Here is a 14,953-nt window from a genome sequence, read left to right as displayed (position 1 = left end):
CTTTCAGCAGGATACTATCGATATGGATGTACTCCGTCGCACGCTGATCAGCATGGTCGATACACTCGCTTTCGACCTGCGCAAAGAGCAGAAGCTGACGAGTTGCGTCACCCTCAAGATCCGTTACAGCAACTTCGATACCCATACCCAGCAACTACAGATCGGCTATACCAATTCGGATCGAAAGCTTACCGATGTGGTACTTTCACTGTTCAAGAAGCTCTATAGCCGCAGGATGCTGATACGGCTTATCGGGATCAAATTCTCTGGTCTGATCTATGGTTCCTATCAGACCGATCTCTTTGACGACAGTGCCGAGGAGGTCAACCTTATGCAGGCCATGGACAAGATCCGAAAACGCTATGGGGCCGAATTTCTGATGAAGGCCATCTGTGCACCGCTGCCGGAGAAAGGAGGGGAGCATGCTCTTAAATCTACATAGCTATTATAGCCTGCGTTTTGGTACCCTCAGCCTGCAGGATCTTGTCTCGGGCATGCTTGCTGGCGGTTATGATACCGCCGTGCTTACCGATATTAATAACAGTTCGGGTTCGCTGGACTTCATTAAACTGGGCCGCGCTGCCGGACTGAACCTACTCGCCGGGATGGAGTTTCGGAACGACGATCAGCTTTGTTTTGTAGCCATTGCCAAAAATGAGCGTGGATTCCGTGAGATCAATGAATACCGCACCAAACTCAATCTAGAAAACCGCGCTACAGCGGAGCGTGCACCCGAATTTGAGCAGGTCTTTGTCATCTATCCCTTTAGCAAGCTCAATGGCTTTCCATTGCGGGATTTCGAATACATCGGTATCAGACCCAGCGAGCGTACACGGGCCCAGCTGATGGACCGCAAAGTTCTCGATCGCTGTGTGATACTCGCACCAGTCAGTTTCCGAAAGGCCGATTATACCTTACATCGGCAGTTGAGGGCGATTGATAACAACTTGCTGATCTCGCAGCTCGGCGATGAGCAGATAGCTGCTGAGGACGAGGTATTTATTCCTCGGGTCAAGCTCATGCGCTTATTTTCCGACCTACCCCAATTGCTGGCCAACACCAACCGTATACTAGGCCAGTGTTCTTTCAGCTTTGATTTTACCAGTGTCAAGAATAAAGCAACCTTTACCGGTAATCGCTACAACGATAAGCAACTTTTGCACAAGTACTGCATGGATGGATTTACCAGGCGCTATGGCCGCAATGACCGGGTCGCGACCGAACGCATCCAGCGCGAGCTCGAGATTATCGAAAATCTGCGTTTCTCCAGTTATTTTCTTATTACCGACGATATCTGCCGCTATGCGCGTGGGCGCAATTTTCACTATGTAGGCCGTGGGTCGGGGGCCAATTCTGCTGTTGCTTACTGCTTAGGGATCACCGATGTTGACCCCATAGCACTCAAGCTTCCCTTTGAGCGTTTTCTCAATCCCAAGCGCAAGAGTCCGCCCGACTTTGACGTGGACTTTAGCTGGAATGAGCGCGACGAGATGTACGATTATATCTTTAACCGTTATCAGACAGGACATACGGCATTGATGGGGGCCATGAGCACCTTTCGCTCCCGGAGTATCTTGCGCGAGCTGGGTAAGGTGTATGGACTGCCCAAGGCCGAGATCAATCGTCTGGTGCATGAGCCCGAGCATATGCTCAACAAGAATGAAGTAACCAATACTATTCTGAGCGTTTACAACCGCATGGCCGATTTCCCGAACCAGCGGACGATTCATGCCAGTGGCGTGCTCATCTCGGAGGAACCATTGACCTGTTATTCAGCAATGGACAATCCGCCCAAGGGATTGCCGACCATGCAGTTTGATATGTACGTGGCCGAAGATATCGGTTTTGAAAAATTCGATATTCTTTCGCAGCGCGGTATCGGCCATATCAAAGATTGCCGTACCATTGTGCGGGAAAACTTGGGCGTGGTCATTGATACCGACAACCCCAAGCGTTTTTTTCAGGATGCCCATATCGCAGCGCAATTAAAATCGGCCAATACCATCGGCTGCTTCTATATCGAGAGCCCGGCCATGCGGCAGCTGCTCACCAAGTTACGCTGCGATGACTACCTGACCTTGGTGGCAGCGTCCTCCATTATCCGGCCTGGCGTGGCCAGTTCGGGTATGATGGGCGAGTACATCCGCCGGCATCACGCCCCCGCGACGGTCGTCTATCCACACCCCGTGTTCAAAGAACAGCTCGAAGAAACCTATGGCGTGATGGTCTATCAGGAAGATGTGATGAAGATCGCCAATGCCTATGGCGGGCTCGATATGGCCGATGCCGATGTGCTCCGACGGATGATGTCGGGCAAATATCGCAGCAAAGACCATCTGATCGAAATTGAGGATAAGTTCTTTTCCAACTGTAAGGCGAAGGGCTACGACGAAAAGATTAGCCGCGAGATCTGGCGGCAGATGGAGAGTTTTGCTGGCTATTCGTTTAACAAGGCACATTCAGCATCTTTTGCCGTAGAGAGTTATCAGAGTCTTTTCCTCAAGACCTACTATCCTTTGGAGTTTATGGTTGCGGTGCTCAACAATTATGGCGGGTTTTACAATCGTAAGGTCTATGTCAATGAAGCACGAATTTCAGGGGGCAATATCTGCCTGCCCTGTGTCAATCAGTCGATCTTTAATACCTCCATTCAGGGTAAGGACATTTACCTGGGTTTTGACTGCCTGCTCAATTTGGAAGGTAAACTGGCTCATCGTATTATTGAGGAACGCGAAGCCCATGGCAAGTATACGAGTCTAGAAAACTTTGTCAAACGGACACAGACGGGTATTGAGCAGGTCGTTATATTGATTCGTGTGGGTGCCTTGCGTTTTACAGGGACGGGGAAAAAGCAATTGCTGTGGGCAGCTCACCTGATGATGAGCAAGCATAAGCCTGTGGCAGCAGGTATGGCGCTCTTTGAGACCGAAAGTCGCAAGCCTATACTGCCGCCCTTGGAAGAAGATATCTTGGAGGATTATTACGACGAGATGGAGCTGATTGGCTTTTGCGTAACGGGTACGCTATTTGATCTTACCAAAAGCGATTACCGGGGCGATATGCCCGCTCGGGAACTCCATTTGCATGAAGGAAAAATAGTCCGCGTTGTGGGGGATTTTGTCTGTGAGAAATTTGTGAAGACCAAGCGTGGCGACCTGATGAAATTCGGAACCTTCCTTGATGCCGAGGGACGCTTTTTTGATACCGTCCATTTCCCGCAGAGCCTGGTCAAATATCCGCTCCGTGGCGCCGGCATCTATTTGGTCGAAGGCAAAGTTGTCCTAGAATACGGTTGCCCATCCATTGAGGTGATCCGCTGTGCTAAAATGCCCTTAAAGCCCGATCCGAGAAGTGAGTAACCTGCCTCTTTTAGGTAAAATGGCAAACGTTAATATTCTATCAACATTACTCTTTGAAAAATTGCTTAAATAGATGTAGAAAAAAGTTACAATACAAAAATCCCCCAAACGGCCCACTATTCAGGGGATTTTCTGGCTCGACGATTAAATATCCAGACAAAACAAGCAATTTGAACATTTTGTTTTTCAGTGAGGAGAATGTTGCTTTTTTGACTCGGTTGGGGTATATTTGGTTTTAACTTAATTTTATGGACGTATTTAAACCCTTTTTGCAAAGGCTATCCCAGCCTATTCTTTTATCTTTTTGTATTGCGTGGATATTTTGGAATTGGGAAATTGTAGTGGCTCTATGTTGGTATGACGCAAAAAGCATAGAAAAATTAGGCAGCAAAAATCATGTAGCGTACATAAGTGCTTTTAAAGATACATGGCGTAATTATTATTATCCGTTAATTATTGCTTTAGCCTACCCTTTAATTATCTTAATTCTTAATAATTTCCATACTTTTTTTAAAATGCTGGAGGAGAAACTTTTTACAAGAATTGTTAAAAACGCAACGGTACCGACAGATTTGTATTTAGATGCTCAAGATCAAATTGAAGCCAAAGAAAAACGTATTAGTAAATTCATATCAAAAGAAACAGAGATGCAAGGTCAAATAAATGACCTTACGGTAAGTAATAAAAACCTTGAGAATAAAGCAGCTACATTAGCAATAGAATATTCTGAAACTCTATCAATAAAGAAAGATTTAGAAGATAAAGCACAAGTTTCAGATAATAATATAGATCTGTATAAAAAAAGATCAAATATTGAATATCTGATGGGTTCATACAAGATAGAAATTCATGAAAGAATACATAACAACAATCTGACAACAATATTTAGTTCAAATCTTGAAATAAAAAAAAGTGAAAATGATGATAAAATTTTAATAAACCTTATTATATTTAATTATATAATGGTTAGTGAAATTACTGAGTATTTTTACAACATTTTAACTGGAACTATTGGAATAAAAACTAAATTGGTTAATAATACTTTTTCTCCTGAAAATAAAACGACTGAAAACATAGTAACAGTTTTACAAAATGAACTTATGAATGATTTCGTTAATTTACCGTTAGCTAACTCAAATGATATACTAATTATGAAAAACGTTAATTTCAATGAATCTAGCCTAAGAATGGATTTGGCTAAAAATACTAAAATAAAAGGTGCCTAATCAGCGCCTTTTAACTTAACAACTGTCGCCTCAACCTCACTACCGCCCTCAGCCTTAATCATAGCCATCTAATACTGACTACCACCGGCCTAATATGAATGAAATAAAATTGGCCGATGAGTATTATGCCAGCTGCGATGCTGGTAGTTGTACAGATTAGTAATGTTTGAATTTGGACCTAACAAATAGATTTTTTAAGGAAATTACGATCAGAGCAATTTGCATACAAGAAAGAGGAAAGAGAATCCGAAATGCTATTGCCTTTAAATCAAAAATCCAAACGGAAAGATAAAAACCGCTTAATATAAAAACGAATGTTGTCAAAATAACAACTGTAAGTAGTGCTTTGAGGTGTTTATCCGTCTCATACCACAAAACTACAAAATAATTGCTAAACCCACCCTAGGTTATGCTAGAGTAGTAAAAGATAATTATTCAGGTAAAAAATGTTCCGGATCAGAGATAGTCCAGTCAGGACCGGATTGGAAATAAACCTGTTGAAAATAGTAATTTTTTTCTTCATCACTGTAACATAACTTTACAATAGGCATTGGAGCAAAAACAAGCCTATTTCTAGGTCTATCTACAATTGGCATAAAAACATTATTTTCTTTAGCAACTTTATCGCTTGTTTGAGGTATTATTTGGTTATGAATAAAATTCGTGTCACAATTAGTAATGGTAAAATTTCTTATTGTATTGTTTTTTGCAGTTAGTTTAATATACCCTTGTCCTTCCTCTGCATCTAACTCAATTGTAAAGTATGGTCTAATTGAATTCATATATATTTTACCTGAAAGATCATTCGCAGCTTTTTGCTCATCAAAGGTTTTTATTAAGTATACTGCAGTAATTCCGGTTACTATTACCATTAACCAATCAGAAAAAGTTCCCCATACGCCTGATTTAAATGGTAACATAAATAAGTCATTTGTACCATAAAATTTGTAAAAACATAGTGAAAATATTAAAACAAATATTCCAATCAAAATAAGTACTAATTTCTTTAAATTATTAGGGATAAAATCTTTCAGAAATTTTTGGCAAATACAAATGTAATCATTTGATCAAATATAAACGAATAGAATACCTCCCAAAACGATATAGGGAGGCGCTCCGACTAAAGTATTCAGGCGCTTATCCTATCATTTTTCTTTAATTTTCATCTTATGTTGAATCATTGAAGACTTTAGTAATTCTAATACCCCACGATATTTAATTTCATTGAAATTACTTTGTTTTAAGGGGTGTTGATTCTCCACTACAGCTAGAGAACAAAACTCACCATCTTCGATAAAAAATCCGAAACCAACATGTTTATCATTGTAGAACACCTCTCTAAAAGTATCATTGTTGGTAGTGTGTAGTATCCGCCCCTTTTCTAATTCATTTAATTCCATAATATAGCTTTTTTGATATAACACAAATATACAAACCTATTTTGATGGTTTTGGAAAGGGGTACATTGTGCCACACTTTTATGTAGAACTTCCTCATCAACTACAGTCTAAACATCAATGTTTTTTAAAGAAAATATTTGGATAATCATCCTGTAAGCGCCCATTTGGTAGGATTATTCTTTCAAAAATGATGGCAAGCAGCTACAGGATCAATACATGAACCATCTCAGTGATTTTCATAATTAGAAGTAGAAGCCACATGCAGAAAACTGGACATTGTTTCCTGAAAACATTTCTTTAACATTAGCATTGATGAGACCAGCTGATCCTAAAGAAATGGTTACCCCCAAACTTTGGGTTTGATCTGTTATAGTGATAAGGTCTATTAGGATTTAAATCCTATCTTAGTACTATGCTGTACAATCCCTTTGAACAAGTCACCAAAAGCTCTTTTCGCGAGCTTGTCGAATCGGGCTATGTAGACTTCGTGCTGCAGCGCTTTGAGTGGCCCGATGTCAAGGAAAAGACAGGTTTTTTACTTACACCGTATGACGACAAGGATGCCGCAAATCAACATACCCATCAACTGGGGGCAAAAGAGGGAAGATCCGTGCAGCTGCCGCAAGACGCCGATAAAATCGAAAGCCTGTTAACAACAGGATCAGGCTATCGGATTTTTCTCAATCGCATCAAGGAAGAAAACTGGGACAAGCGCATGCTTAAGCTCTACGAAAAAAATATTGTCAATTATCTGCGTACCAAAACCAGGTTTCAGCGTAAAAATCCCATCGATATCCTATTCTCCCTAGAGTATGGTCGGGTAGTGGCTTCCATCACCGATGGGCAGACCCAAAAGAAAGTATTTGCTATCGAGATCCTTCGGTAGCTATATCTAGTTCCAACTGAAAGCCGCTATTTTCTTGCCTTGAGGAAATCCTTTTTTACTGCACAAATTGTGTATATTCGTATCAAAGCCAAACAAAAAAGGATACCATTATGTGCTGGGACATTAGCCTCCATACCGATATTGAGATTATCAAAAAGACCTTTCCGCAATTGCGGGATGAGCGTCGTCAATTGGATTACAATTATGAGTATCTGGAAAACGTCCAGGCCATTACCTTTCCCAAGTATCCAATCCTCTCTAAAGACAAGGATTCAAGCCAGCTGGCCTTGACCGAGATGGAGTGGGGGGGATTGCCAACTTATATCGACGATCCGAAGCTGCAGGCCGATCGCCGACGCAATATGATCAATGTACGTAGCGAACGTATCCTGGAAGATAAAAAATCCTATTGGTATCGCCTACGCAAGCAGCGATGCCTTATTCCGGTGAGTGGTACTTTTGAACATCGTGCGGTGAAGGGATGGAAAAAGAAAGTACCCTATTTTATTGGTGCGGAGGGGAGAGATCTATTCTATCTACCAGGTTTGTATCAGTGGCATGAGACGGTGGATGAAGATGGTGTGGTTGAACGTGTAGGATCTTTTGGGATGCTTACACGAGCAGCCAATGAAGTGATGGCTAATATTCATAATGACGGGCCCAATAAACATCGTATGCCTTTGTTCTTGCCGGAGGATCTCGAGCGTCAATGGATCGAGAACATTCACGAAGAAGATATGCCACCGATTTTCTTATTTGAAATACCCAATGAAAAGTTGAAGCACTATCCCGTGTATACGTTGAGAGGATATCCAAACCGCCCTGATGGAAAGCATCGTTACGAAGCTTTCGACTGGGAAGGATTACCGCCATTGGGAAGTGATACGGCGCAGACTTCGTTGTTTTAAAGCAGTATCCAATGGGAAGTTTAACGAAATATGTATCAAACGATCGCCCCGAGTTCGCAGTATTTATCGAAGATGACGATAAGGTCTGTTATGCATACTTATTGAATGAGAAAAGAATAGTTGGAGATATTGGTTTATTAATTTATGATGACTTTTATTAAAATAGCGTTAACCGCTGCTAATCTTTTCACACTTAATCAATGTTTTGAGATCAAAACGTTCTATTATAAAGAGAAATTGGAACACACTTTCATAGATGGTAAAAGTTATACTTTAGTCGGTGACAAAAACAATAAATATTATAATTTAGACCAAGCAGTTAAACCTCATCCACCGATGTTAAAGACAAGTTATTTTGATACTGTTCGAGATATCGTATTGAGAAATGTTGATGCCAGTAAATTAACAGATATAGATAAAGATGCGCAGATCTATGTCTCCATGTTTTTCGATCCAACTAGTTTGAAAGTGATCGAGGTGTACTTTGGATTTACCGCTGTAACTCCACTAAAATTTATGACAGTCGAACAGCTTCAAAAAATAGATCAAGATGTTAAAAAACTAGTACGGGGAGAGAAAAGAATAGGCTGGTACAGCCAACAGGAAATCGATGAGAACTTTTCTAAGCTCAAATATATAGACGGTGTTGGTGTTAGTTTTTACTTCAGTCAAATCAAGGAGTACAAAAACGGCCAGATTCCAAAAGAAAAAGTAGCGCCATTTTAAATCGTGTTGATGAAAACATATACTATTGCATTATTCATTTTTATAAAGATTATTTGTAACTTTAATATGTCGGTTAAAATATAAGACAACTAGCTAGCACCTTAGTTTACTAAGGTGCTTTTTTGCTTTCCGTACCCGGGGGCGTTTCGATCTTAACTGTGAACTATCCTACATAAATCTTTTTGAAGCGGCTGGTTAGCAATTCGATTTTCCCTTCCAAAATAAGATGGTAGAAGTTTTCGAAGCAATCCTGATAGATTAACTGTTCGAGTGATTTTATTTCATCTCGGATTTGATCTTTGGGCATTGTGCTATAGTACTTATAGTCGTCAGTTTCCATTACATCGTCATCAAACCATTCATCATCCAGATACTTGTAAAGGTCGTTCAAGTTCGCTACATCCTGATTTGTTTGAAAACAAGGGTGAAACCAAATCCAAAAATTCTCCTGGTCTTTATAAGGATCGGGTAGTGGTACAATTACAGTACCTCGGAATAAATCTCCAGGATGTTCCTTATACCTGAAGTGTGTAAACTTTTCATTTAGATTTTTCATAATTGTTTTTTGTGCGAATGCCACAAATGCTATTCCGGAATGAAAATTATGAATAGCCGTTAACTTTTGAACAACATTTTTAAACAAATTAACAACTGTAATGCTAAATAATCTTACGATCTTTGATTTAGATCGAAGCCCAAAGCCGGTTAACATTTAGCCAAAGCGGACATCTAGCCAACATTGGCTCCCTTGACGGTTAACAGGGGGGCTTTTTTTTGTCGATTTCAATTTGTGTGCTAGAAAATGGTTATCACTACGGTTTCCCATAATTCCTCGGAAATCTGACTCTTAAATTTGCATTTAAATAGAAAAAATATAATACCATTTGCAATATTTTTAGTATAGGCTTGACTAACTGTATCGCCATATTGGTTTAAGAATTAAATTTCGTGACTTTAACTTTAGTTATAATGACATGTTAGTAGTATATTTGTTAGGGTTTAGCCAGCCTGATGAAATGTTCATTTAATTATTTTCCATTTTTATGAATCAATTTATAACCATACTTATTTTTGTTGTCTGTTTTAACAGATCATATTCTCAGGAACGATTTGAAATTGCTACAGATACTACTTTTGCCCTTGGGGTTGTAAAAGCCGGACGTTTTATTGGCAAAACTAATTCCAGTTCGGGTATTTACTCAGATAAATATATTAGTGATCCTACGGCTGTTTTAATTATAGGCGCTAAGAGGGGATATGATGATGATAAATCCTTTGAGATCTATATAAATGGCAAGATTCGCTACGTGAGAGCTACGGATATTGATACCCACCCTGATAATTTTGACAAAATATATAACTGGAGTGATAGTACAAAGGATTCATTTAGACAACATGGCATAGCTCTAGGAGACCGAATTTATGAGGAAAAATTAGAAGAAGCTTCCAGTTGGTTAAAATCAAAAAAAAGCAGCGATATAGTAATTTTTAAGAAATCTGTTTATGATGAAAGCGAATATACTGATGGTACAGGAATTAAGTATGAAGTCATGAATGTTGGGAAGAAAACTATCAAGTACATCACTTTCAATTTTACAGGATATAATGCTGTAGATGATAAGGTATCTATTTTGAAATCTAGAAAAGGTATTGGACCAATTGATCCTGGTGAAAGCGGAGGCTATACCTTCGAATATGTATGGTTTACTGATATTGTAGAATATGCCAAGACAAATTCCATTAAATTACAGTTTAAGGACGGCTCTATTAGAACACTTACTAATATTAGTTCAATTACTGTACCTGATAAAATAAAGCAGATCTTAGAGGAGATAGAAGAAGATTAATAAAAAATTGGTATAAATTATAAAATATCCTTTTACTTGGATTTATGAGCCAATATACCACTAAAATTTTATGTTAAAATTATTTAACATAAAAAGGTTTGCTTGCAAGTCTTAGATCGGAAGTTTGAATAATTATAGCGCAAAATTGGAAGTGAAATTTAAATAACAAATTATTTAACAAATATTAAATTATGGGGTATTCAGATTGGTTTAAAGTTGATTTGCATATACATACAGATTTTAGTAAAAAAACGAAGACGAATGATTATCAAGGGAATTTTGATATCGATATTCTAAAACAAAAGTTAATTGATAATGATGTCAAATTATTCTCTTTGACAGATCATAATATAATTAATGTTGATGCATATAAAGCATATATCAGTAGTTTTAAAAAAGGGGATCCGAAGCTATTAATTGGATGCGAGTTTGATATCGAAGTTCCAGAATCGCCCAAAACAATAACCTATCATAGCGTAATTATTTTTGAAAACGATAGTATTCAAGACGTTGAATTGATTTCAAAGAAAATAGAGGATTTATATTTTTCAAAAGGCTCTATTATTACAGATAGGCGGATTACGATTGATGATTTGTATGATTTATTTAATGGATATAATTTTTTTTTCATACCTCATGCAGGTAATACTAAAAGTATACTTGATCCTTATATAAAGTATGATATAAAATTATGCCAACAAATGGTTCTATTAATGCCTAGTGCATTTGAGAAAGTTAAAGAAGCAGTTCGTCAAAATTATAATAAGGGGTTTGATTCTTTAAAAAACTATGATTTTAAAGACAAAGATGATATTCCTTATATAAATTTTTCCGATAATCATAATTGTAATAAATACCCCTGTACTAATAAGGATGGTGATAATCACCAGTTTTATTGTATAAAAGGACAACCTACTTTTGAGTCAATTCGATTCGCTTTTATAGATCCAAAATCGCGAATTAAAAAATATAGTGATGTCGAAGTATTAAAGCGATCGGATAATTTTATTTGTAGCTTGCAGTTTAATAAACATTCGTTAATTGAAGATCATACAATTCATTTTAGTCCAAATCTAAATGTCATAATTGGTGGAAGATCAAGTGGAAAAAGCTTATTGTTCAATATACTTGGTTATAAAATTGGTAATTCAAAAAATGAATTGCAGACCAAATACAAATTAGATGTTTCAGGGCTAAAAATAAAAAGTTTTCTAGATGTTGATTACAAAGATTCTATTTCATTCAATTTGCATGATGTGATTTATATTAATCAAGGAGATATTGTAAATTATTTTGAAAAGAATTCCTTAGTAGATCTAATTAAAGAGTCAGGTAAAAATGATGATTATAAAATTGCGCTTGAGTTTTTCAAAACTGAGAAAAGTAATTTAATTCTATTAATAGAAAAATTAATAGAATTATATGGTGAACTCATTGATAATCTAAACTCTAATTTTGTGTTATATAATAAGGATATAGAATCTATATTTGATGATAGCTATTTTTTTAAGCCAATTGACCAAGTAACAGACAAAGAAATCTCTTTTAGTGATTCTTCGACCCTTTTGGATGCTTTATTGGATAATATCGAAAAGTTTAAAAATAATGAAAACTGGAATTTAGAATCTGATGAGCTAGTGTTAGTAGATAAGTTTGAACAACTAGTTAAATCTAAAAAAGTAGATTTTTCTACAGTGCAGGCTATTTATTATAATAGAGTTGAATTAATAAATAAAACCAATCTGATTCTAACTGAAAAAAACGCTAATCTTGATCTTAAAAGTCGTGAAAAAGAGGCTTCTAATCAAAGGGTAACTTTGTTGAAATCTAATGTCTTAAGTTTGTTCGATATTTTAAATCGACTCCAGCAGCATAGTAAAATAATAGAAAACTATCAATATAATTTTGAAAAATCAATTAAAATTAGCTCTGATGTTGATGTTATTTTGGAATTGGAGAATTTCGAAAATGTAAAAGACAGAATTTTAGAAGGATTTGTTTTGAATGGAAACTATAGTTTGTATCAAACGTTAATTTTATTAGCTTCAAATAAAGTGAAAATTAAAAATTTTCCTGACAATAATAGTGACAATTTGAAAAAGAAATTATCAACACAATTGAAAACTATATTAGAGTACTTCGATAAACCAATTGAATATTTAAAATATGCTGCCGAAAATACATCTAAAAATAATTCGCCTGGTTATAATTCCGAAAAATATCTTGAGACAATTTTAAAAAACGGAAATGCGAAAATAGTTTTTATAGATCAGCCGGAGGATAATTTAGGTAATAGGTTTATTACAGATAACTTGATAGATATTATTAGAGACTTAAAATTTCAAAAGCAAATATTTCTTGTTACACATAATCCATCGATTGTAGTATATGGAGATGCTGAAAATATTATAATGTGTACAAATAATGAAAAGAGAATTACTTATGAACAATTCGTATTGGAAGATAGAGCACATCAAAAAGAGATTTGTGATGTCTTAGATGGGGGCCATTACATCTTTGATCAACGTTCTAGAAAATACAACATCAAAAAACTTTTACAATCTTAAAATAATGGATACAATAATTATTAAGCATATTATCGATGAAGAGATAATAAAAATTTCTTTTGATACTCAAGATGGTTCATTGTCATTTCCCTCGCTTGAATTGGATATTAAAACTGATATAGATTTTAATGATTTACTTCTTAAATTGAGCGAATTTATAGAGATAAAAAAAAGCATTGAATTTGAATTTAATGATGGTAAGGATTTATTAAAGGCGTCTTCAAAATTAAACTTAGTTAAAATGACTTTAGAGGAGATATACACAAGTTATAATAATCAAATTCATCAAGAACTCGAGAATACCCGATCAATAGAGTTATCATAATATTAGATTCCGACAAAAATAAAACTAATTGTATTGTAAAATAAGAATCTAACGCTCTTTTAAAGATATTAAAATAAAATAATTTAAGAAATCGTTTGCGAATAATTTAATTATAAAAAATATAAATGAAAAATGACAATAATAATGGTGTAACTGCTAAGTTATCAGCAATAAAAATACAAAGAGATTCCCTTGTCAAAACACAAGATTTGGAATCTTCAAGTGTAACGAAATGTTTTGTCTGGGACTTTGATGAGGTTGAAAAAAAAATGAAGGCTGCATACGATGAGGATTCTGAAAGGGCACTGCTGTCGATTTTAAAAGATAATAGTTTTTTGTTCTATGATTTGTTTTCGAGAAAATATGGAATTCAACCTATTTTCCGAGAAATAAGTTTCGGTGGTGTTTTTAGATGTGATTTTGCTTGGCTAAATGATAACTCTTCAGGGCCAGAATGGGTAATTGTTGAAGTAGAAAGACCCAAAATGCCATTATTTAAAAAAGATAAAAATCCAACAGCAAAATTTCAAAATGCAATCGAACAGATTAAAAGTTGGGATCGTTATTTTTACGAAAATCCAGGAGATATGAGAAAGATATTTGGTGCCGTTTCCAACTTTCGATTTATATTAATTGCTGGTACATCTGAAGAGTGGCAAACAGAAAATGGTCAAAAATGGCGCAATTATCACCATAACAATTCGAATATTGAGATCCGTTCAATGCAGACATTTTTTAATTCAATTAAAGTCGCTAAAAACCGTCCAGAGGAATTATGGAGCTTTGAGGAACGGCCGACGTCTTTAAGCTCCTCTAAGTTAAAGGAATATTGGCAAAATTACGGGTATATGGATACTTGGAGAAAAGTATTGGGATAAATATTTAGAAATGGAGATAAAACAAGATTAATGAATAGAATTAATGGTTAATATTAATTTTTTTAGCAAGGTAAACACTGCTCCAACAAAAAAGATCATTGAAAGTATTACAAATACTTATTCAAAAGAAGATCTGCAAAGGATATTGGATAGATTATACCAGTGTCGAAATTTAGAAATTACCAATTTATGGCAACGCTCTGTATTCTTATCTGTATTTTTGATACTGTGCTTTACAGCGCATGGATATTTACTTTTTGAAACAATTGATAGAGAGCAGGAAAATACAATACAATTTTTGTTTTTGGGTTTTGCGTTGAGTTTTATAGGGATCATTATGTCGGTAATTTGGATATGTATGGCGAAGGCTTCTAAGGCTTGGTATGAGGTTTACGAAGAAGCGATAACTAAACTTGAACATGAGCATTTTAAAATATTAGGTATCCCATATGAATACGTTATGGGGAATATGACTATTCAAAATAATGATATAGACACAAATATATTGTCTCGACATGGGGGAGCTTTCTCACCGTCAAAGATTAATATAATTATAGGACAAGTTTGTTTTTTTTGGTGGGTTTTAAGTGGATTTTATTATTTAGTTACTATTCTCAATTTATCAATTATTGACAACTCAATAAATGTCTTAATTTCAGGTATAATCCTTCTGTTTATATTTTTACTTCTGATATTTTTAATGAAATTTCAATCGTGGATTACGAGTGGATTTTTGTTGAAAAAATAATATTATGTATATCTTTGTAAAAGTCCCAAAAAATCAAACAGCTTAAAACTGGACATAAATGTTTAGATTTAAGTAATAAAATG

General features: G+C 36.0%; 15 protein-coding genes. 12 read left to right on the top strand and 3 right to left on the bottom strand.

Annotated elements, in window-relative coordinates; translation table 11 throughout:
* From BGP15_RS10960 to BGP15_RS10950, 3 genes are all read left to right on the top strand, one after another.
* On the top strand, positions 1–442 hold a 442-nt coding region (locus tag BGP15_RS10960), incomplete at its 5' end, for a DinB/UmuC family translesion DNA polymerase (RefSeq protein WP_502688436.1).
* Positions 423–3,359 carry a DNA polymerase III subunit alpha gene (locus BGP15_RS10955; RefSeq protein ID WP_286769520.1) on the top strand — a complete coding sequence of 979 codons (2,937 nt, stop codon included), beginning with the start codon at positions 423–425 and terminating at the stop codon, positions 3,357–3,359. The genes BGP15_RS10960 and BGP15_RS10955, both read left to right, overlap by 20 nt.
* A gap of 248 nt (positions 3,360–3,607) precedes the next feature.
* Positions 3,608–4,585 (top strand): hypothetical protein, encoded by a 978-nt coding sequence (locus BGP15_RS10950; RefSeq protein WP_286769519.1) that lies wholly within the window; start codon positions 3,608–3,610, stop codon positions 4,583–4,585.
* A 431-nt stretch (positions 4,586–5,016) separates the two neighbouring features.
* Here BGP15_RS10950 and BGP15_RS10945 read toward each other — a convergent pair whose 3' ends face one another.
* Complete coding sequence (locus BGP15_RS10945; protein WP_286769518.1) at positions 5,017–5,505, bottom strand: hypothetical protein; 489 nt, start codon at positions 5,503–5,505, stop codon at positions 5,017–5,019.
* A gap of 225 nt (positions 5,506–5,730) precedes the next feature.
* A complete protein-coding gene (locus tag BGP15_RS10940; RefSeq protein ID WP_286769517.1) occupies positions 5,731–5,985 on the bottom strand; it encodes a hypothetical protein in 255 nt (84 codons plus the stop codon).
* 412 nt (positions 5,986–6,397) lie between these two features.
* Between BGP15_RS10940 and BGP15_RS10935 the strand changes: the two genes are divergently transcribed.
* The 4 genes from BGP15_RS10935 (at position 6,398) to BGP15_RS10920 (ending at position 8,505) form a co-directional block, all read left to right on the top strand.
* Positions 6,398–6,871, top strand: coding sequence for a hypothetical protein (locus BGP15_RS10935; RefSeq protein ID WP_286769516.1), 474 nt, complete (start codon positions 6,398–6,400; stop codon positions 6,869–6,871).
* 110 nt (positions 6,872–6,981) lie between these two features.
* Positions 6,982–7,779, top strand: coding sequence for an SOS response-associated peptidase (locus tag BGP15_RS10930; protein WP_286769515.1), 798 nt, complete (start codon positions 6,982–6,984; stop codon positions 7,777–7,779).
* Positions 7,780–7,790: 11 nt separating this feature from the next.
* Positions 7,791–7,940, top strand: coding sequence for a hypothetical protein (locus BGP15_RS10925; protein WP_286769514.1), 150 nt, complete (start codon positions 7,791–7,793; stop codon positions 7,938–7,940).
* Positions 7,924–8,505 carry a hypothetical protein gene (locus BGP15_RS10920; protein ID WP_286769513.1) on the top strand — a complete coding sequence of 194 codons (582 nt, stop codon included), beginning with the start codon at positions 7,924–7,926 and terminating at the stop codon, positions 8,503–8,505. Before BGP15_RS10925 ends, BGP15_RS10920 begins: the two co-directional genes overlap by 17 nt.
* Positions 8,506–8,668: 163 nt before the next feature.
* Here the strand turns inward: BGP15_RS10920 and BGP15_RS10915 are convergent, their stop codons facing one another.
* Positions 8,669–9,061 (bottom strand): hypothetical protein, encoded by a 393-nt coding sequence (locus BGP15_RS10915; protein ID WP_286769512.1) that lies wholly within the window; start codon positions 9,059–9,061, stop codon positions 8,669–8,671.
* Positions 9,062–9,548: 487 nt separating this feature from the next.
* Here BGP15_RS10915 and BGP15_RS10910 point away from each other — a divergent pair, with 487 nt between their 5' ends.
* From BGP15_RS10910 to BGP15_RS10890, 5 genes are all read left to right on the top strand, one after another.
* Positions 9,549–10,352: a hypothetical protein gene (locus tag BGP15_RS10910; RefSeq protein WP_286769511.1), complete on the top strand. Its 804-nt coding sequence runs from the start codon at positions 9,549–9,551 to the stop codon at positions 10,350–10,352.
* Between the two features lie 191 nt (positions 10,353–10,543).
* On the top strand, positions 10,544–12,919 hold the full coding sequence (locus BGP15_RS10905; protein ID WP_286769510.1) for a PHP domain-containing protein: 2,376 nt from the start codon (positions 10,544–10,546) through the stop codon (positions 12,917–12,919).
* Between the two features lie 4 nt (positions 12,920–12,923).
* The gene (locus tag BGP15_RS10900) at positions 12,924–13,244 is read left to right on the top strand and encodes a hypothetical protein (protein WP_286769509.1); all 321 of its coding nucleotides are present in this window, start codon (positions 12,924–12,926) and stop codon (positions 13,242–13,244) included.
* A 125-nt stretch (positions 13,245–13,369) separates the two neighbouring features.
* Positions 13,370–14,122 carry a Shedu anti-phage system protein SduA domain-containing protein gene (locus tag BGP15_RS10895; RefSeq protein WP_286769508.1) on the top strand — a complete coding sequence of 251 codons (753 nt, stop codon included), beginning with the start codon at positions 13,370–13,372 and terminating at the stop codon, positions 14,120–14,122.
* 43 nt (positions 14,123–14,165) lie between these two features.
* Positions 14,166–14,870 (top strand): RipA family octameric membrane protein, encoded by a 705-nt coding sequence (locus BGP15_RS10890; protein ID WP_286769507.1) that lies wholly within the window; start codon positions 14,166–14,168, stop codon positions 14,868–14,870.
* Positions 14,871–14,953: the final 83 nt, after the last annotated feature.

The organism is Sphingobacterium sp. 40-24, assembly GCF_001899705.1.
Classification (GTDB): Bacteria; Bacteroidota; Bacteroidia; order Sphingobacteriales; family Sphingobacteriaceae; genus Sphingobacterium; species Sphingobacterium multivorum.
The sequence above is the reverse complement of the archived record's forward strand: the minus strand, read 5'-3'. Positions and strand labels throughout refer to the sequence as shown.

Coding starts and splice junctions, on each gene's coding strand:
- BGP15_RS10945 (WP_286769518.1), bottom strand. CDS start 5,505: ATGTTACCATTTAAATCAGGCGTATGGGGAACTTTTTCTGATTGGTTA.
- BGP15_RS10905 (WP_286769510.1), top strand. CDS start 10,544: ATGGGGTATTCAGATTGGTTTAAAGTTGATTTGCATATACATACAGAT.
- BGP15_RS10900 (WP_286769509.1), top strand. CDS start 12,924: ATGGATACAATAATTATTAAGCATATTATCGATGAAGAGATAATAAAA.
- BGP15_RS10925 (WP_286769514.1), top strand. CDS start 7,791: ATGGGAAGTTTAACGAAATATGTATCAAACGATCGCCCCGAGTTCGCA.
- BGP15_RS10895 (WP_286769508.1), top strand. CDS start 13,370: ATGAAAAATGACAATAATAATGGTGTAACTGCTAAGTTATCAGCAATA.
- BGP15_RS10890 (WP_286769507.1), top strand. CDS start 14,166: ATGGTTAATATTAATTTTTTTAGCAAGGTAAACACTGCTCCAACAAAA.
- BGP15_RS10955 (WP_286769520.1), top strand. CDS start 423: ATGCTCTTAAATCTACATAGCTATTATAGCCTGCGTTTTGGTACCCTC.
- BGP15_RS10940 (WP_286769517.1), bottom strand. CDS start 5,985: ATGGAATTAAATGAATTAGAAAAGGGGCGGATACTACACACTACCAAC.
- BGP15_RS10920 (WP_286769513.1), top strand. CDS start 7,924: ATGATGACTTTTATTAAAATAGCGTTAACCGCTGCTAATCTTTTCACA.
- BGP15_RS10950 (WP_286769519.1), top strand. CDS start 3,608: ATGGACGTATTTAAACCCTTTTTGCAAAGGCTATCCCAGCCTATTCTT.
- BGP15_RS10935 (WP_286769516.1), top strand. CDS start 6,398: ATGCTGTACAATCCCTTTGAACAAGTCACCAAAAGCTCTTTTCGCGAG.
- BGP15_RS10915 (WP_286769512.1), bottom strand. CDS start 9,061: ATGAAAAATCTAAATGAAAAGTTTACACACTTCAGGTATAAGGAACAT.
- BGP15_RS10910 (WP_286769511.1), top strand. CDS start 9,549: ATGAATCAATTTATAACCATACTTATTTTTGTTGTCTGTTTTAACAGA.
- BGP15_RS10930 (WP_286769515.1), top strand. CDS start 6,982: ATGTGCTGGGACATTAGCCTCCATACCGATATTGAGATTATCAAAAAG.